Source organism: Pseudarthrobacter sp. C1 (assembly GCF_034720455.1).
Taxonomy (GTDB): Bacteria; Actinomycetota; Actinomycetes; order Actinomycetales; family Micrococcaceae; genus Arthrobacter.
Genome location: NZ_JAYESK010000005.1, coordinates 299,720 through 317,105, shown reverse-complemented (window position 1 = coordinate 317,105; position 17,386 = coordinate 299,720). Strand labels below are relative to the sequence as shown.

At 66.2% G+C, this 17,386-nt stretch carries 14 protein-coding genes; 9 read left to right on the top strand and 5 right to left on the bottom strand.

Translation table 11 applies throughout. The annotated features are described in order from the left end of the window. The first annotated feature begins 3 nt into the window (after positions 1-3). Positions 4-3,561 carry a DNA polymerase III subunit alpha gene (dnaE, locus tag U7114_RS11180; protein ID WP_323057384.1) on the top strand — a complete coding sequence of 1,186 codons (3,558 nt, stop codon included), beginning with the start codon at positions 4-6 and terminating at the stop codon, positions 3,559-3,561. Between the two features lie 58 nt (positions 3,562-3,619). Here the strand turns inward: dnaE and U7114_RS11175 are convergent, their stop codons facing one another. Next, on the bottom strand, positions 3,620-4,078 hold the full coding sequence (locus tag U7114_RS11175; RefSeq protein ID WP_104999690.1) for a flavin reductase family protein: 459 nt from the start codon (positions 4,076-4,078) through the stop codon (positions 3,620-3,622). Positions 4,079-4,255: 177 nt separating this feature from the next. Between U7114_RS11175 and U7114_RS11170 the strand changes: the two genes are divergently transcribed. The 3 genes from U7114_RS11170 to nrdR all read left to right on the top strand — a co-directional run bounded on the left by U7114_RS11170 (position 4,256) and on the right by nrdR (position 6,805). Continuing rightward, the gene (locus U7114_RS11170) at positions 4,256-4,792 is read left to right on the top strand and encodes a hypothetical protein (protein ID WP_321215934.1); all 537 of its coding nucleotides are present in this window, start codon (positions 4,256-4,258) and stop codon (positions 4,790-4,792) included. Between the two features lie 4 nt (positions 4,793-4,796). Then, complete coding sequence (gene hisD, locus U7114_RS11165) at positions 4,797-6,164, top strand: histidinol dehydrogenase (protein WP_321215935.1); 1,368 nt, start codon at positions 4,797-4,799, stop codon at positions 6,162-6,164. A gap of 137 nt (positions 6,165-6,301) precedes the next feature. Next, the gene (gene nrdR, locus U7114_RS11160; protein ID WP_157238500.1) at positions 6,302-6,805 is read left to right on the top strand and encodes a transcriptional regulator NrdR; all 504 of its coding nucleotides are present in this window, start codon (positions 6,302-6,304) and stop codon (positions 6,803-6,805) included. Between the two features lie 99 nt (positions 6,806-6,904). Here the strand turns inward: nrdR and ppgK are convergent, their stop codons facing one another. Further along, a complete protein-coding gene (gene ppgK / locus U7114_RS11155) occupies positions 6,905-7,708 on the bottom strand; it encodes a polyphosphate--glucose phosphotransferase (protein WP_157238499.1) in 804 nt (267 codons plus the stop codon). A gap of 130 nt (positions 7,709-7,838) precedes the next feature. Further along, a complete protein-coding gene (gene map, locus U7114_RS11150; protein WP_157238498.1) occupies positions 7,839-8,717 on the bottom strand; it encodes a type I methionyl aminopeptidase in 879 nt (292 codons plus the stop codon). Between the two features lie 121 nt (positions 8,718-8,838). Here map and U7114_RS11145 point away from each other — a divergent pair, with 121 nt between their 5' ends. Next, the gene (locus tag U7114_RS11145; RefSeq protein ID WP_120691318.1) at positions 8,839-9,003 is read left to right on the top strand and encodes an SPOR domain-containing protein; all 165 of its coding nucleotides are present in this window, start codon (positions 8,839-8,841) and stop codon (positions 9,001-9,003) included. A 78-nt stretch (positions 9,004-9,081) separates the two neighbouring features. On the opposite strand, the gene panB is transcribed toward U7114_RS11145, so the two are convergent. Beyond that, positions 9,082-9,978 (bottom strand): 3-methyl-2-oxobutanoate hydroxymethyltransferase, encoded by an 897-nt coding sequence (gene panB, locus U7114_RS11140; protein WP_157238497.1) that lies wholly within the window; start codon positions 9,976-9,978, stop codon positions 9,082-9,084. A gap of 276 nt (positions 9,979-10,254) precedes the next feature. On the opposite strand from panB, the gene glnA (U7114_RS11135) reads away from it, so the two are divergent. The 4 genes from glnA (U7114_RS11135) (at position 10,255) to U7114_RS11120 (ending at position 15,670) form a co-directional block, all read left to right on the top strand. Next, positions 10,255-11,595: a type I glutamate--ammonia ligase gene (gene glnA / locus U7114_RS11135; protein WP_157238496.1), complete on the top strand. Its 1,341-nt coding sequence runs from the start codon at positions 10,255-10,257 to the stop codon at positions 11,593-11,595. A gap of 9 nt (positions 11,596-11,604) precedes the next feature. After that, on the top strand, positions 11,605-14,616 hold the full coding sequence (locus U7114_RS11130; RefSeq protein WP_323057383.1) for a bifunctional [glutamine synthetase] adenylyltransferase/[glutamine synthetase]-adenylyl-L-tyrosine phosphorylase: 3,012 nt from the start codon (positions 11,605-11,607) through the stop codon (positions 14,614-14,616). A gap of 80 nt (positions 14,617-14,696) precedes the next feature. Further along, on the top strand, positions 14,697-15,140 hold the full coding sequence (locus U7114_RS11125; RefSeq protein ID WP_323057382.1) for a VOC family protein: 444 nt from the start codon (positions 14,697-14,699) through the stop codon (positions 15,138-15,140). Positions 15,141-15,145: 5 nt separating this feature from the next. After that, positions 15,146-15,670 (top strand): GNAT family N-acetyltransferase, encoded by a 525-nt coding sequence (locus U7114_RS11120; protein ID WP_157238494.1) that lies wholly within the window; start codon positions 15,146-15,148, stop codon positions 15,668-15,670. A 277-nt stretch (positions 15,671-15,947) separates the two neighbouring features. On the opposite strand, the gene glnA (U7114_RS11115) is transcribed toward U7114_RS11120, so the two are convergent. Beyond that, the gene (gene glnA, locus U7114_RS11115) at positions 15,948-17,372 is read right to left on the bottom strand and encodes a type I glutamate--ammonia ligase (protein WP_139028876.1); all 1,425 of its coding nucleotides are present in this window, start codon (positions 17,370-17,372) and stop codon (positions 15,948-15,950) included. Between the last annotated feature and the right edge of the window lie 14 nt (positions 17,373-17,386).

Here is a 17,386-nt window from a genome sequence, read left to right as displayed (position 1 = left end):
GCGGTGACTTCCAGCAACGACTCGTTTGTCCATCTCCACAACCACACCGAGTATTCGATGCTGGACGGCGCCGCCAGGCTCGGCGAGCTGTTCGATGAGACGGAGCGGCTGGGCATGCCGGCCCTCGCCACCACGGACCACGGCTATCTCTTCGGGGCCTTCGACTTCTGGAAAAAGGCCACCGACAAAGGGATCAAGCCGATCATCGGCGTCGAAGCCTACGTGACTCCGGGAACTGCCCGCGGCGACAAGAGCCGCGTGCGCTGGGGTGAGGAACACCAGCGCAAGGACGATATTTCCGGCGGCGGCTCCTACACCCACATGACCCTGCTCAGCTACAACAACGCAGGCATGCGGAACCTGTTCCGGGCGTCCTCCATCGCCTCGCTGGATGCAGTCTTCGGCAAATGGCCGCGCCTGGACCGGGAGCTGCTGAACACCTACTCGGAGGGCCTGATCGCCACCACGGGCTGCCCGTCCGGTGAAATACAGACGCGGCTGCGGCTGGGCCAGTACCGCGAGGCGCTCGAGGCCGCAGCCGAGTTTCGGGACATTTTCGGGGCGGAGAACTACTTCTGCGAACTCATGGACCACGGGCTGGACATCGAGCGGCGCGTCACCGGGGATCTGCTGCGGCTCGCCAAGGAGCTGAACCTCCCCCTGGTGGCCACGAACGACCTCCACTACACCCACGAGCACGATGCCAAGGCCCACGAGGCCCTGCTGGCCATCCAGTCCGGTTCAACCCTCCTGGAACCCACGTACGACAACGGCGGGTCCCGCTTCGCCTTCTCCGGCAGCGGCTACTACCTGAAGTCGCCCCGGGAAATGCGGGAACTGTTCCGCGACCACCCCGACGCATGCGACAACACCCTCCTGATCGCCGAACGCTGCGAAGTGTCCTTCAACACCGGGGCCAACTACATGCCGCGGTTCCCCTGCCCGCCGGGCGAGGATGAAACGTCCTGGCTGGTCAAGGAAGTGGCCAAGGGACTTGAGTACCGGTATCCGGGCGGCGTCCCCGACAACGTCCGCGCCCAGGCCGACTACGAACTGGGCGTCATCACCTCCATGGGTTTCCCCGGCTACTTCCTGGTGGTGGCGGACTTCATCAACTGGGCCAAGAACAACGGCATCAGGGTTGGCCCCGGCCGTGGTTCCGGCGCCGGCTCGATGGTGGCCTACGCCATGCGCATCACCGACCTGGACCCCCTGCGCCACGGCCTGATCTTCGAACGGTTCCTGAACCCGGACCGCGTCTCCATGCCCGACTTCGACGTCGACTTCGATGACCGGCGCCGCTCCGAAGTCATCGACTACGTGACCCGGAAGTACGGCGACGAACGCGTGGCCATGATCGTCACGTACGGCACCATCAAGACCAAGCAGGCGCTGAAGGACTCCTCGCGCGTGCTGGGCTACCCGTTCAGCATGGGTGAAACGCTCACCAAGGCCCTGCCGCCGGCGGTGATGGCCAAGGACATCCCGCTGGCGGATATCCAGAACCCGGAGGCCAAGCGCTACGGCGAAGCGGGCGACTTCCGCCAGCTCATCAGCACGGACCCCGAAGCTGCGAAAGTCTTTGAGACCGCGCTGGGCATCGAGGGCCTGAAACGGCAGTGGGGCGTGCACGCAGCCGGCGTCATCATGTCCTCGGATCCGATCATCGACGTCATTCCCATCATGCGCCGGATCCAGGACGGCCAGGTCATTACCCAGTTCGACTACCCCACATGTGAGGGCCTCGGCCTGATCAAGATGGACTTCCTGGGCCTGCGGAACCTGACGATCATTTCCGACGCCCTGGAAAACATCAAGATGAACCGCGGCATCGACCTGGACCTGGAAAACCTGGAACTCGACGACGCCCCTTCCTATGAGCTGCTGGCCCGCGGCGACACCCTGGGCGTCTTCCAGCTCGACGGCGGACCCATGCGGTCCCTGCTCAAGCTGATGAAGCCTGACAACTTCGAAGACATTTCCGCCGTGCTCGCCCTGTACCGGCCGGGCCCCATGGGCGCGAACGCCCACACGGACTATGCGCTGCGGAAGAACGGGATCCAGGAAGTCATTCCCATCCACCCGGAACTGAAGGAACCCCTTGCGGAGATCCTGGGCGGAACGTACGGCTTGATCGTGTACCAGGAACAGGTTATGGCGGTCGCCCAGAAGCTGGCCGGCTACTCGCTGGGCCAGGCAGACATCCTCCGCCGCGCCATGGGCAAGAAGAAGAAATCGGAACTGGACAAGCAGTTCGCCGGTTTCTCCCAGGGCATGCAGGACAACGGGTACTCCATGGAAGCCGTGAAAACCCTCTGGGACATCCTGCTTCCCTTCTCCGACTACGCCTTCAACAAGGCACACTCGGCCGCCTACGGCGTCATTTCCTACTGGACCGCTTACCTCAAGGCGCACTACGCGCCGGAGTACATGGCCGCGCTCCTGACCTCCGTGGGTGATGACAAGGACAAGTCGGCGATCTACCTCAACGAATGCCGGCGCATGGGCATCACCGTGCTGCCGCCGGACGTGAACGAGTCCGCGCTGAACTTCACCCCGGTGGGCAACGACATCCGCTTCGGCATGGGCGCCATCCGCAACGTCGGCGTCAACGTGGTGGAGGCCATGGTGGCTGCCCGCGAAAGCGAGGGCGCGTTTACGTCGTTCAAGGACTATCTGATGAAGGTCCCCGCCGTGGTCTGCAACAAGCGGACCATTGAATCGCTGATCAAGTCCGGCGCCTTCGACTCGCTGGGCCACCACCGCCGGGCCCTGGCCATGATCCACGAAGAGGCCATCGACTCCGTCATCACGCTCAAGCGGAACGAAGCGATCGGACAGTTCGACCTCTTCGCAGGGTTCGACGAAGCCGAATCCGAGTCATCCCTGAGCATCGAGATCCCGGACCTGCCGGAGTGGGAGAAGAAGGACAAACTCTCCTTCGAACGGGACATGCTGGGACTCTACGTTTCGGACCACCCCCTGCAGGGCCTCGAAGGGCTGCTGAGCCAGCATGCGGAGATGAGCATCACCTCCGTCCTGGGCGAAGACGGACCGCAGGATGGCGCGATCATCACCATCGCCGGCATGATCACGTCGCTGAGCAGGCGCATTGCCAAGGCCAGCGGCAACGCCTACGCCAGGGCCGAAGTGGAGGACCTGGGCGGCTCGATGGAAGTCATGTTCTTCGGCCAGGTCTACGGCCCCATCGCATCTGTCCTCGCCGAGGACCTGATCGTGGTGGTGAAGGGGCGCCTGCAAAAGCGCGACGACGGCGCCATCACCCTGAACTGCATGGAACTGTCCGTTCCGGACCTCAGCGAGGGGCTCAACGGCCCGCTGGTGATCACCATGCCCACCTACAAGGCCACGGAAGCGGTGGTCACCGAACTGGGCGACGTCCTCCGTACCCACCGCGGGAACTCCGAAGTGCGGCTGCACCTGCAGGGTGACACCCGGACGGAGATCATGGGCCTGCCGGTCCACCTGCGCGTGAACCCCAGCCCGTCCCTGTTCGGCGACCTGAAAGTGCTCCTCGGGCCCGCCTGCCTGGACGCCTGACGGAGGCACGGACGACGGCGGGCGGCAAGTACCGCCGTCGTCGTCCGGAGCTAGTGCCTCAGATCTCGTAATCCAGCGGGACCGGCTGGCCGTACGCCCCGCCGTGGTACAACAGGGGAGAGCCGTCCCCGCCCACCTGCCCGTCCACCACCTGGACCACAACAACGGCGTTGTTTTCGAAGGACAGGCGCATCTGCACTTCGCCGATCAGCCAACCGGCTACGCCCTTAAGCACCGGCACGCCGTGCGGACCCACCTCCCAGTGGTCCCCCTCAAAGCGGTTGCCGGCACCGGCAAACCTGTCAGCGAGCTGCTGGTTCTCCAGGCCCAGCATATGGACCCCCAGGTAGGTGGTGTTTGCCACGGCCGGCCACGACCGTGAGCTGCGGGCCATGTTGAAGGTGAAGCGCGGCGGCTGCGCGGAAAGCGAGGCAACGGAGGTGGCGGTGAAACCGTAGGGCTGGTCCTGGTAGTTCACCGTGATGATGGCGACGCCCGCGGCATGGCGCCGGAACATCTCCTTGAACGTCCGTTCGAACGGAACGTCAGCTGTTGTCACGGAAACTCCTGGTGGGCTGGATGGTTTGGTATTTATGTTCTCCTTCAAGGGTATGGGTCCGGCGCGCCGGTGGAGAATCCCCTGGAGCCCGCGCACGGCGGCTATCCTGCCGAAACATTTGTTAAGGTTTGTTGCATGACGAAAGCCACCCGCCGCACGCGCCCGCGGCTGTCCTGGGCGTTGTTCGCGGTCCCTGCAGCGGCGGGTGTCCCGGTGGGCATCCTGTGGTGGCTCCTGGCTCCTGGCGGCCTCAACCTGGTCACCCGGGATCCGGCCCTCTCCAGCGGCACCAATCCGGTTGTCTGGCTCCCGCGGGACCTGACGCTGGCCGGCCTGCTGGTCCTTGCCGGGTGCCTCCTGGCCGTTTTCCTGGCGGACCGGAAGCGCGCGGATCCGCAGGCGGACCTCCTGATGGGCCTGGCTGGTGCCCTGTGCGGCGCAGTGGTCGCCTGGCAGGCGGGGCTCCTCAGCGCGCAGTTATGGGCGCCCGCCGTCGATGCCTCGGCGAATGCCAGCATCGCTTTTTCGCTGCGCGCCTGGCCGGTGCTGCTCCTATGGCCCGCCGCCACGGCCGTGTCCGTTTTCGCGCTGGAGCTTCTTAACCTCTTGGGCGGGAAGTCCGACGACGGCACCCACCAGTCGCGGCACGCTGCGGCGGGGCCCGTAAAATAGACCAGTGACCATTTCTTCGGAGAATCCCGCCAGCCCAGCCGCCGCCGTCGTAAACTTCCGCACCGTTGACCTGCGCGGCCAAAGCCTGACCCTCGCCGGCTTGCGCGCCGCTGTCCCGCGCGCCCAGGGCCAGACCGTGGCGGACGCTGAAGAAAAGGTCCTGGACATCATTGCGGCCGTCCGGCGGGGCGGCTTCGAGGCACTGGGAGAACTGGCCCTTCGCTTCGACGGCGTGCAGCAGCGCCACCCGCTGGTTCCGCAGGAGGCCCTGGCCGCCGCGCTCGAGGAACTCGAGCCGTCCGTCCGCAGCGCACTGGAGGAGTCCATCAGCCGCGCACGGCGCTTCGCCGACGGCCAGCGTCCCCGGAACATCGAGGTCCGGCTCGGCGACGGGGCCGTGGTGGCGCAGAACTGGGTGCCGGTTGCGAGGGTGGGACTCTACGTCCCCGGCGGCCTCGCCGTCTACCCGTCCTCTGTGATCATGAACGTTGTTCCGGCCCTCGCTGCAGGGGTGCGCTCGATTGCCCTGGCCTCGCCTCCGCAGAAGGAGTTCGCAGGACTGCCGCACCCCACCATCCTTGCCGCCGCCGCACTGCTGGGAATCACCGAGGTGTATGCCATCGGCGGCGCCCAGGCCATCGCCGCGTTCGCCTACGGTGTTGAGGCAACGGATGCCGGCCCGGCGCTGGAGCCGGTGGATGTGGTGACCGGGCCGGGCAATATTTTCGTTGCCACCGCCAAGCGCCTGGTCAAGGGCGTCGTGGGGATCGATTCGGAGGCCGGCACTACGGAGATCGCCATCCTGGCAGACTCCACGGCCCGGCCGGCCCTCGTGGCCGCCGACCTCATCAGCCAGGCTGAGCACGACCCCAAGGCGGCCTCGGTGCTGATCACCGATTCCGAGGACCTCGCCACGGCGGTCCGCGCCGAACTCGGCCGCCAGGCGGCGGCAACCAAGCACTCGGCGCGCGTCCTCGAAGCGCTGTCCGGCCCGCAGTCCGGGGTGGTGCTGGTGGACAACCTGGAGCAGGGCATCGCCGCCTGCGACGCCTATGCGGCCGAGCACCTGGAGATCATGACCCGGGACGCCGCCGGCGTCGCCGCCAGGATCCGGAACGCCGGCGCCATCTTTGTGGGCGACTACAGCCCCGTCAGCCTGGGGGACTACTGCGCGGGGTCCAACCACGTCCTGCCCACCAGCGGCACCGCCGCTTTCTCATCCGGCCTGAACGTCACCACGTTCCTGCGGGCCATCCAGGTGGTCAACTACAGCCGGGAAGCGCTTGCCGAGGTCAGCGGGCACATCGTCAGCCTGTCCGGCGCGGAGGACCTTCCCGCGCACGGGGAGGCAGTGACGGCCAGGTTCGCCTGAAAACCCCCAGGAACCGATATCTAGTAGCCCCAACCACAACATGTAGTATTACACGCTTGTTATTAGCGGTGCCCAGGACATAAAATGGAGGCGCTGAAGTTGCGCCTGCACTGGCGCCTGGGAAGGAGGGTGGCACTATGTACTGTCCGTTCTGCCGCAACCCGGACTCCCGGGTAGTGGACAGCCGCATGGCGGATGACGGCTCAGCCATCCGCCGGCGCCGCCAGTGCCCGGAATGCGGCCGGAGATTCACCACGGTGGAAACCACCAGCCTTTCCGTGATCAAGCGGTCCGGCGTGGGGGAGCCCTTCAGCCGCAGCAAGGTGATCAACGGAGTACGGAAGGCCTGCCAAGGGCGGCCCGTCAGCGAAGACGACCTCGCGCTGCTGGCGCAGGAGGTCGAAGAGCAGATCCGTTCCTCTGGCGCTGCCGAGATCGACGCCCACGAGGTGGGCCTGGTCATCCTCGGTCCGCTGCAGAAGCTTGACAAGGTCGCCTACCTGCGGTTTGCTAGCGTCTACCAGGCTTTCGAATCCCTTGAGGACTTCGAAACTGCTATCGCCCTGCTCCGGCAGGAAGAGGATGGCGCCCCGGGAATTGCCGCGAAGGGCGCGAAGAGCTCCGAGAAGAGCCCCCTGTAGTCTCCGGTGGCGGCAGCGGAGGGGAAGCCGCAGCCGCCACCGAAAGACTGAGCCGTGCCGCCGTCGACTGCCGGGCAGTTGGCGGCGGCACGGCTTTTGCTACTTTGCGAGCTTGTGCTTCAGGGCGATTTCGATGGCGGCACCTACGATGCCGGCCTCGTTGCGAAGGACCGCCGGCACGATGGGGGTCCGGAGTCGAAGGTTGGGCAGGTACTCGTCGGCACGCTTGGAGATGCCGCCGCCCACAATGAACAGTTCGGGCGAGAACAGGAATTCGACGTGGGAGAAGTAGCGCTGCAGCAGGACGCTGTATTCGTCCCAGGACAGCCCGTCGCGTTCCCGTGCCACCGCCGAGGCTTTGGATTCGGCGTCGTGGCCGTCGATTTCCAGGTGTCCCAGTTCAGCATTGGGGACCAGCTTGCCATCGAAGATAAAGGCCGAACCGATTCCCGTGCCCAGGGTGATCACCAGGACGGTGCCCTTGACGCCGGCCCCGGCGCCGTAGCGGGCTTCCGCCAGCCCGGCAGCGTCGGCGTCGTTGATGACCTCCACCGGCCGGCCCAGCCGGGCGGTCAGGAGCGCGTCGATGTCCGTGTTGAGCCAGCTCTTGTCCACGTTGGCCGCGGAGTGCACCACGCCGTGCTGGATGATGCCGGGGAAGGTCACGCCCACGGGCGAGCCGGCGGCCGGGGCCTCGGGCCGGGCAGAAAGCTCGGAAACCACCAGCGCCACGGCCTCGGCAACGGATTCCGGGGTAGCCGGCTGGGGGGTGGGGACCCGGAACCGTTCACCCAGCAGTTTGCCCTTCTTCAAGTCGACGATGCCGCCCTTGATTCCGGTGCCACCGATGTCGATGCCGATCAGGGGGGCGTTCTTGTTCGACTTTTCGTCATTCTTGGCCAATGGGTATCCGTTCGTGGCAGAGGCGGGCAGGGTAGGAGCGGCCGGAAAGCCGCCTGGGATTTGTGTCCGGTCAGGAACCGGGGAGGGCGTGCAGCGATCAGTACATCAGGCTGGAGGCCAGGTGAACAGGCTACGGCAGGGTCAGGATCTCCGCGCCGGAGTCCGTCACCAGCAGGGTGTGCTCGAATTGGGCAGTGCGCTTCCGGTCCTTCGTGACCACTGTCCAGTCATCCGCCCACATGTCCCACTCCACGGTGCCGAGCGTCAGCATCGGCTCGATGGTGAAGACCATGCCGGCCTCGATCACCGTGTTGTAGGCCGGGGCGGCGTCGTAGTGCGGAATGATGAGCCCTGTGTGGAAGGCTTCACCCACGCCGTGGCCGGTGAAATCCCGCACAACACCGTAGCCGAAGCGCTTGGCGTAGGACTGGATGGCGCGGCCGATCACGTTGATTTCCCGGCCCGGTGCCACTGCCTTGATGGCCCGGTTCAGCGACTCCTGTGTCCGTTCCACCAGCAGCCGGGATTCCTCGTCCACATCGCCCACCAGGAAGGTGTAGTTGGTGTCTCCGTGGACACCGTTGATGAAGGCGGTGATGTCGATGTTGAGGATGTCGCCGTCGTGGACCACGGTGCTGTCCGGGATGCCGTGGCAAATGACCTCGTTCAGGGACGCGCACAGCGACTTGGGGAAGCCCCGGTAGCCCAGGGTGGAAGGGTAGGCGTGGTGGTCAAGGAGGAACTCGTGGCCCACCTTGTCCAGCTGGTCCGTGGTGACGCCCGGCTGGATGTGTTTGCCCACTTCCACGATGGCCTGGGCGGCGATCTTCGAAGCTACCCGGATCTTTTCGATCGTTTCGGGGGATTTGACCTCGGAGCCGGTGAACTTTGCCGGGGCAGGCTTGCCCACGTACTCCGGCCGGGGGATGGACGCCGGGACGGGACGCTGCGGACCTATGGTCCCCGGGGTGAGGGTGCCGATGGGTGCAGTCGAGGCAAGGGAAGGCATAGATTGATCATATAAGGCACTGCAGAACGCCAAACAACCGGAAGCCGCGCGGGACCTGCGAAAGAATCTACGTTACGCGGATCACGCCGCGGCTTCCCCGCCGCCGGAACGAGGAGCAACGATGACTGAGTACTGGTACAACGTCAGGACGCATGAGATCGAAGAGGACCGGCTGTCCGACTGGAGCCAGCTGATCGGGCCTTACAAGACGCGGGAAGAAGCCGAACACGCCCTTGAAAAGGTCCGTGCCCGCAACGAGGCGTGGGAAAAGGACGACGACGACTGACCGCGGGGATGGCAGGCCCGCCTGGTGCGGGCGTGCGTTGCCGGCGGCCGGCCGCCCGGCGGTGGAACCTGTCCGGCGCTAGAACGAGTGTTCAGGACCGGGGAACCGGCCGGACCTGACGTCCTCGGCGTAGGCAGTGGCCGCATCCATCAGCGTGCTCCGCAGGTCCGCGTACTGCTTGACGAACTTGGCCATCCGGCCGCCCCGAAGCCCCGCCATGTCCTGCCAGACGAGCACCTGCCCGGTTGTTTCCTTGCCGGCGCCTATCCCTACGGTGGGAACGGAGACCGCCGCATCCACTGCGGCCGCCGTTTCGGCCGGAACCATTTCCATCAGCACGCTGAAGGCCCCCGCATCAGCCAGCGCGACGGCGTCGTCAATCAACCGCTGTGCGTCGCCGCCGCGGCCCTGGACGCGATACCCGCCCAGTGCGTGCTCGCTCTGGGGGGTGAAGCCGATGTGCGCCATCACCGGAATGCCGGCCTGCACCATGGCTTTCACGGTGGGGGCATAGTATTTGCCGCCCTCGATCTTCACGGCGTGCGCCAGGCCTTCCTTGAGGAACCGGACACCCGCGGCCACGGCCTGCTCAGGGGAAACCTCGTAGCTTCCAAACGGCAGGTCGGCCACGATCAGCGCGCGCTTGGCGGACCGCGCCACCGCCCGGCACAGCGGGAGCAGCTCGTCCACGGTCACCGGAAGGCTGGTTTCGTTGCCGAAGACGTTGTTCGAGGCCGAGTCGCCCACGAGGAGCACCTCGATGCCGGCAGCGTCGAAGATCTCCGCCGTGTACTGCTCATAGGCGGTCAGCATCGCGAACCTGGTCCCGTCCCTCTTGGCCTGCTGGAGGTGGTGGATGCGGACCTTGGCGGGCTTCCGTTCCGAAGCGGACGCAGCCGCCTGCCCGGGCCCGCTGCCGTAGGGGGCGGGGACGTCGGCGGACATGCTGGAGTCGGAGCTGTTGCTTGAGGCCATGGCACGAGCGTAGTGCGGTACCGGCCGTCCTAGCTACCGGCGGTCATCGCCCCCGGTGGTGATAAGCGTCATAGAAAGGCGCCGGAGCAGGTCCCCGGAAGCGGGCGAGGGGTGCACTCCGGAGGCAAAATCGGGCGGGGAGGTGTTAACGCTGTGTTACGCGCGGGGCAGGCTCCAGCATCGGGGCCGAATGCTTAGTACAGTGTTGGTGAACTGCTGCCGGCTTTTCCCCTCTGCGGACCCGGAGCATGGACGTTGACCGGAGAAGAGGCCATCATGGACCGCCAGCAAGAGTTTGTCCTGCGCACAATCGAAGAGCGCGACGTACGGTTCGTACGCCTGTGGTTCACCGACGTCGTGGGCTCGCTCAAGTCCGTGGCACTTGCCCCCGCTGAAGTTGAGGGCGCCTTCGAGGAAGGCCTGGGGTTCGACGGTTCCGCGATCGAAGGCCTGGCCCGGGTGTTCGAATCCGACATGCTGGCCCAGCCTGATCCCTCCACGTTCCAGATCCTGCCGTGGCGCGGCGAAACGGAGCAGACCTCCAGGATGTTCTGCGACATCCTCACGCCCGACGGCGAGCCGTCCGCGGCGGATCCGCGCAATGTGCTGAAGCGGACCCTCGCGAAGGCGGCGGACATGGGCTTCACCTGCTACACCCACCCGGAAATCGAGTTCTACCTCCTCAAGTCGCAGGAACCCGGGCCGGACGGTGCACCCGTGCCGGTGGACGAGGGCGGCTATTTCGACCACGTTCCCGGCGGCGTGGCACAGGACTTCCGCCGCACGGCAGTGACAATGCTCGAATCCGTGGGCATCTCGGTGGAGTTCAGCCACCATGAGGCAGGCCCCGGCCAGAACGAAATCGACCTCCGCTATGCGGATGCACTTCAGACGGCGGACAACATCATGACGTTCCGCACCGTAATCAAGGAAGTGGCACTCCAGCAGGGCACCTACGCCACCTTCATGCCCAAGCCGTTCACCGCCCATCCCGGATCCGGCATGCACACACACTTCTCCCTGTTCGAGGGGGACACCAACGCCTTCTATGAGGCCGGCGCGGAGTTCCAGCTGTCCAAGACCGCCCGCCAGTTCATCGCAGGCATCCTCAAGCACGCCCCCGAATTCACTGCGGTGACCAACCAGTTCGTCAACTCCTACAAACGGCTCTGGGGCGGCGGGGAAGCTCCCAGCTACCTGAGCTGGGGGCACAACAACCGCTCGGCGCTGGTCCGGGTTCCGCTGTACAAGCCGGGCAAGGGCCAGTCCGCCCGGATCGAGTACCGCGGCATCGATTCCGCGGCCAATCCCTACCTGGCCTACGCCGTCCTGCTGGGCGCCGGCCTGAAGGGCATCGAGGAAGGCTACGACCTTCCCGCCGCCGCCGAGGACGACGTCTGGTCGCTCAGCTCGGCGGAACGCCGCGCCATGGGCCACGATCCGCTTCCCGCCAGCCTCCATGACGCCATCCGGACCATGGAAGAGTCCGAACTGATGCCGCAGATCCTGGGAGAGCAGGTTTTTGAGCACTTCCTGCGCAACAAGCGCGCCGAGTGGCAGGACTACCGCCTGCAGGTGACGCCCTACGAGCTGCAGCGCAACCTCGGCATCCTCTAGGCGGCGGGCGTGAGCCTGGCACGCCGCCTCATTGCGGCCGGTTTCAGCGACCTTGAAAAGGGTGAGCGGTTCCTGGCTGCCCCGGAGCTGGAAGGACTGGACCAGGACAGGCTGTTCGCGGGCCTGCACATGGCAGCCAGCCCGGACACTGCCCTCCAGTCCCTGGTCCGCCTGATCGAAAAGCACCCGGACCTCCGGGACCTGGCCGCCGCCGACCCCGACACCAGCGAACCGATGTACAGGGTGCTCGGTGCGTCCGAGGCGCTGGGGGAGTTCCTGATCCGCCACCCGGAACACCTGGAGGCCTTCCGGGTCCGGGCGAGCCCCGAGCCGCTGCAGTCCGATCCTGCCACCCTGCGCGAAGTCCTCCTGCAGTCCGTGGGCGCCGACCCGCGTGCCGAGCGCCCGATGGCAACCAGCACCGGAGCCGACGCCTATGCCGCCCTGCGCACGGCCTACCGCAGGGGGGTGGTGGACCTCGCCGTCAAGGACCTGTGCGCCGCCGATCCGTTGGACTTCCTGCCGGCCGTGGGCGGCGAACTCGCAGACCTCGCCGGGGCAGCCATCGAGGCGGCCCTCGCGGTCTCGCGTGCCGAAGCCGCCGGCCAGTACGGCGCGGACGCCGTCGCCGGCGTCGGACTGGCCGTCATCGGCATGGGCAAATGCGGCGCCCGGGAGCTGAACTACATTTCCGATGTCGACGTCATTTACGTCGTGGACCCCGGCGCCCTTGAGGACGCGCAGGCGAGCACCATCGGCTCTGCCCTTGCCAGCGGCATATCCCGTGCCATTTCCTCCGTGGCGCGCGAACCGGGCCTGTGGGAGGTGGACGCCAACCTGCGGCCGGAAGGTAAGTCGGGGCCCCTGGTGCGCACCTTGGCCTCGCACGAGACGTACTATGCCCGCTGGGCCGAAAGCTGGGAGTTCCAGGCACTGCTGAAAGCGAGGACCATTGCCGGTGACGCCGCCCTGGGCCGCCGCTACGAGGAAGCCGTCGCGCCGCTGATCTGGAGTTCGGCAAGCCGTGACGGTTTCGTGGAATCCGTCCAGGCGATGCGGCGCCGGGTCACCGAGCACATTCCGGCCGCGGAGGAGCAGCGGCAGATCAAACTGGGCCGCGGCGGGCTCCGCGACGTTGAGTTCACCGTCCAGCTCCTTCAGCTTGTGCATGGAAAGGCAGATGAAACGCTGCGACGGCGTGACACCACCTCTGCCATCGCCGCGCTGTCCGCCGGAGGGTACATCGGGCGCGCCGACGCTGCTGCGTTCGACAACGCCTACAGGTACCTGCGGCTGCTGGAGCACCGTATCCAGCTTTTCCAGCTGCGCAGGACCCATCTCATGCCGGTGGCTGAACCGGCCCTCCGGTCGCTGGCCAAGGCCGTGCTGGGGCCCTTCTCAAACGAGCGGCCCCATCCTGACGCACTGCTGGCCACGTGGCAGAAAACCAAGCGTTCGGTACGGGAACTGCACGAGCGTATCTTCTACCGGCCGCTGCTCAACACGGCGGCCAAGCTCAGCAGCGAGGACGCGAAGCTGACCCCGGAAGCCGCCCAGGGCAGGCTGGCAGCCCTCGGATATCGGGATCCGCAGGGCGCCATGCGCCACATCGAGGCACTCACGGCGGGGGTCAGCAGGCGCGCCGCCCTGCAGCGGCAGCTGCTGCCAATCCTGCTGGACTGGCTGGCCGAGGGCGTGGACCCGGATGCCGGGCTGCTTGCGTTCCGGCGCGTCAGTGAAGCCCTGGGAACCACGCACTGGTACCTGGGAATGCTCCGGGACTCCAGCGCCGCAGCAGAACGCCTGTGCCACGTGCTCTCGAATTCCAGGCTGATAGCCGATCTCCTGGAGGTCTCGCCCGAGTCCGTGGCCTGGCTGGGCCACGACAAGGACCTGGTCCCCTTGAGCTTCGAAGCGCAGTGGCAGGAGATCACCTCCAAGATGTCCCGGCATGCGGATCCGGAGAGTGCCATGCGGCTGATCCGGCTGATTCGGCGGCGGGAAATCCTCCGGATCGCCGTGGCAGATTCAGCCGGGCTGCTGGCCCAGGACCGGGTGGGGACGGCGCTGGCGGACACCGACCGTGCTGCCGTCCTGGGTGCCCTGCGGGTGGCCGAAGGCATCGTCTCCGCCGGCGGGCCGCTTAAGACGGCCGTCCTGGTGGTGGCCATGGGCAGGCAGGGCGGCCGCGAGATCGGCTACGGTTCGGATGCGGACGTTATGTATGTGCACAGGGCCCTGCCCGGTTTCAGCCAGGAGGAAGCGCAGGAGCAGGCCGCACGGATCGTCGCGAAGGTCTCCACCCTGCTGACGCAGCCCCTTAAGCCGGCCATCATGGCCGAGCGCGTCCTGCAAATGGACGCGGACCTGCGGCCGGAGGGAAAGAACGGGGCCATGGTCCGCTCCTTGGACTCCTTTGCCGAGTACTACCGGAGATGGTCCCTGATCTGGGAAGCCCAAGCGCTCCTGAGGGCACGCCCCATGGCCGGTAACGACGATCTTGCCAAGGATTTCATCGAGCTCATTGACCCCATCAGGTACCCGGAAAGCATTGCGGATACCGAGGTGCGGGAAATCAGGCGGATCAAGGCGCGCGTGGAGGCAGAACGGCTTCCCCGCGGGGCAGATCCCGCACGGCACCTGAAACTGGGCCGAGGCGGGCTGAGCGACGTCGAATGGCTGGTGCAGCTACTCCAGCTTCGGCACGCCGGCCGGCACCCCGAACTGCGGACAACCTCGACCCTTGCGGCGCTGGAAGCCGCCGCCCAGCTGGGCTTGCTGGCCCGGGCGGATGCCGACCTCCTGGCCCGTGCCTGGCGCCTGGCCAGCCGCATCCGGTCCGCCAACGTGATCTGGAGCGGAAAGGCCTCGGACCTGCTGCCCTCTTCCCGCCGCGACCTGGAAGCCGTGGCGCGGTGGTGCGGGTACGAGCCCGGCCAGGCAGCCGTCCTTGAAGAGGACTACCTGCGGGTCAGCAGGCGGGCCCGGGCAGTCTTCGAGCGGGTTTTTTACGGACAGTAGCCGCCCCAGGCAGCCGGGCGACTCCCTGGCGATGGCTGCGATTGGCTGACACCCGCCCTGGCCGGTGCTACTTTGAGCCCATGGCAACCCAAATCTATTTCAACCTGCCCGTCAAAGACCTGAAACGCTCGGTGGACTTTTTTGCGGCCCTTGGCTTCTCCTTCAACCCGGACTATACCGACGAGAATGCCACCTGCATGATCGTCAACGAGAACGCCTACGTCATGCTCCTGGTGGAGTCCTTCTTCAAGACCTTTACCTCCAAGGACGTTGCGGACAGCAAGGGCTCCGCGGAGGCGATCATCGCCTACTCCGTGGACAGCCGGGAGGCCGTGGATGAGGCCGTCAGGACAGCCCTGTCCTCCGGCGGGTCCCCGTCCGAGAAACCCCAGGACTACGGATTCATGTATAACCACAGCTTCCAGGATCCGGACGGCCACCTCTGGGAAGTGATGTGGATGGATCCGGCCGGTCCGCCGGCCGAGTCCGCAGCCGGCGGCAATTCCGCCGGGCCGCAGGCCTGAGCGGCATGGGCCGGAGCGTATGGCTCATCCCGCTCCAGGACCTCGACGCCGACGCCCGGGCTGTCCAGCTGGGAGCCGTGGCAACCCTGGAGCCGGGCCCCGGGCAGGAGCGGTTCGTCGGTGACCCGCTCCGGATGGCCCTGGCAGGACTGGCTGAGGAATCGCGGCGGCCCTACGTCATTGAGTGCGCCGGCAGGGCCGTCGGCGTGCTGACCCTGCAGGCCGGGGCAGCACGCCTGGCAGGATGGCCGGACGAGGCGTCTGCGTGGCTGCTGAGGGGTTTCCTGATCGACCGGCGGGAACAAGGCCGCGGGCTCGGCGGCCTCGCCGCAGCCGCCGCTGTGGCGGCCGCTGAAAAACTCACCGCCCGGCACCAAACCCGGGAGGCCGGCGTCGTCCTTTCAGTCAACGAAGCCAATCCTGCGGGCGTGTCCGCCTACCGCCGGGCCGGGTTCGAGGACCGGGGCCAGTACACCGGAGGGGCGGCAGGACCCCAACGCATCATGTTCCGAAGTTTTCGGCCACAATAGCGTCTCGGCGCGGGGGCGCCGTTTGCACTGAGAAAGCGATTGCCCGATCATGTGGATTGGCGGTGTTCTCCAACCTTGTTGGGGGGAAGGCTGGAACGGTCTTCATCCCGGGGGGCATTCGTCAGGGGGTCCGGTTCCCGGTCTCAGCACGTCTGGAACCGGGCCCCCACCTCCATTTCCGTCCCGGGTGCGACTTTCCCGGGCACGCAAAAGGCGGCCACCGGATAACCGGTGGCCGCCTTCGCTGCCTTAGGAGTCCTGGAGACCAGGTCCGGGACTACACGCCGTAGTAGAGCTCGAACTCGTAGGGGTTCGGGCGCAGGGACAGCGGACGGATCTCGTTCTCGTACTTGTACTCGATCCAGGTATCGATCAGGTCCTGGGTGAAGACACCGCCGGCCTGCAGGAACTCGTTGTCCTCGCGCAGGGCCTCCAGTGCTTCTTCAAGCGTGCCCGGAGCCTTGGGGATGTCCTTGGCCTCTTCGGCGGGGAGCTCGTAGAGGTCCTTGTCGATCGGGGCCGGGGGCTCGATGCGGTTGCGGATGCCGTCAATGCCGGCCATCAGCTGGGCAGCGAACGCCAGGTACGGGTTGGAGGAGGGGTCCGGCGCGCGGAACTCGATGCGCTTGGCCTTCGGGTTGGTGCCCGTGATGGGGATACGGATACCGGCGGAGCGGTTGCCCTGCGAGTAGACCATGTTGACCGGAGCTTCGAAGCCCTTGACCAGGCGGCGGTAGGAGTTCACCGTCGGGTTGGTGAAGGCCAGGACGGCGGAGGCGTGCTTGAGCAGGCCGCCGATGTACCAGCGGGCGGTGTCGGACAGGCCGGCGTAGCCCTTCTCGTCGTAGAACAGCGGCTCGCCACCGTTCCAGAGCGACTGGTGGCAGTGCATGCCGGATCCGTTGTCGCCGAAGACCGGCTTGGGCATGAAGGTTACGGACTTGCCCCAGGCGTCCGCGGTGTTCTTGATGACGTACTTGAACTTCTGCAGGTCATCGGCAGCGTGGGTCAGCGTGGTGAACTTGTAGTTGATCTCAGCCTGGCCGGCGGAGCCAACTTCGTGGTGGCTGCGCTCGACCTCGAGGCCGGCTTCGTCCAGTGCAACACACATGGCGTCGCGGAGGTCAGCCTGCTTGTCGGTGGGGGAGACCGGGAAGTAACCGCCCTTGACGGGGGTCTTGTAGCCGAGGTTTCCGCCCTCTTCCTCGCGGCCGGTGTTCCAGTGGGCTTCCTCGGAATCGATCTTGTAGAAGCTGCCCTGCGGGGAGGACTGGTACTGGACGTTGTCGAACACGAAGAACTCGGCTTCGGGAGCGAAGAACGCGGTGTCCGCGATGCCGGTGGATGCCAGGTACGCCTCAGCCTTCTCGGCAACGCCGCGGGGGTCGCGGTGGTACGGATCGCCGGTGCGCGGGTTGACGATGGAGAAGTTCAGCGCGAGGGTCTTCTCCATGCGGAAGGTGTCCAGGAACGCCGTGGTGACGTCGGGGATGAGCTGCATGTCAGACTCAGCGATGCCCTGGAAGCCGCGGATGGAGGATCCGTCGAAGAGCTGGCCGTTGATGAAGAAGTCGGCGTCAACACTCTTCGCAGGGACGTTGAAGTGCTGCTGGACGCCCGGAAGATCGGTGAAACGGATGTCGACGAACTTAATATCTTCGTCCTTGATGAACTTGAGGACTTCGTCCGCAGTCTTGAACATCTATGCTCCTTACG

Bases quoted from the DNA above. Each gene is read 5' to 3' on its own strand.
- U7114_RS11175 (WP_104999690.1), bottom strand. From the start codon at position 4,078: ATGTTCCGGCGCCATGCCGCGGGCGTCGCCATCATCACGGTGAACTAC.
- U7114_RS11170 (WP_321215934.1), top strand. From the start codon at position 4,256: ATGACGAAAGCCACCCGCCGCACGCGCCCGCGGCTGTCCTGGGCGTTG.
- nrdR (WP_157238500.1), top strand. From the start codon at position 6,302: ATGTACTGTCCGTTCTGCCGCAACCCGGACTCCCGGGTAGTGGACAGC.
- map (WP_157238498.1), bottom strand. From the start codon at position 8,717: ATGCCTTCCCTTGCCTCGACTGCACCCATCGGCACCCTCACCCCGGGG.
- U7114_RS11145 (WP_120691318.1), top strand. From the start codon at position 8,839: ATGACTGAGTACTGGTACAACGTCAGGACGCATGAGATCGAAGAGGAC.
- panB (WP_157238497.1), bottom strand. From the start codon at position 9,978: ATGGCCTCAAGCAACAGCTCCGACTCCAGCATGTCCGCCGACGTCCCC.
- glnA (WP_157238496.1), top strand. From the start codon at position 10,255: ATGGACCGCCAGCAAGAGTTTGTCCTGCGCACAATCGAAGAGCGCGAC.
- U7114_RS11125 (WP_323057382.1), top strand. From the start codon at position 14,697: ATGGCAACCCAAATCTATTTCAACCTGCCCGTCAAAGACCTGAAACGC.
- U7114_RS11120 (WP_157238494.1), top strand. From the start codon at position 15,146: ATGGGCCGGAGCGTATGGCTCATCCCGCTCCAGGACCTCGACGCCGAC.
- glnA (WP_139028876.1), bottom strand. From the start codon at position 17,372: ATGTTCAAGACTGCGGACGAAGTCCTCAAGTTCATCAAGGACGAAGAT.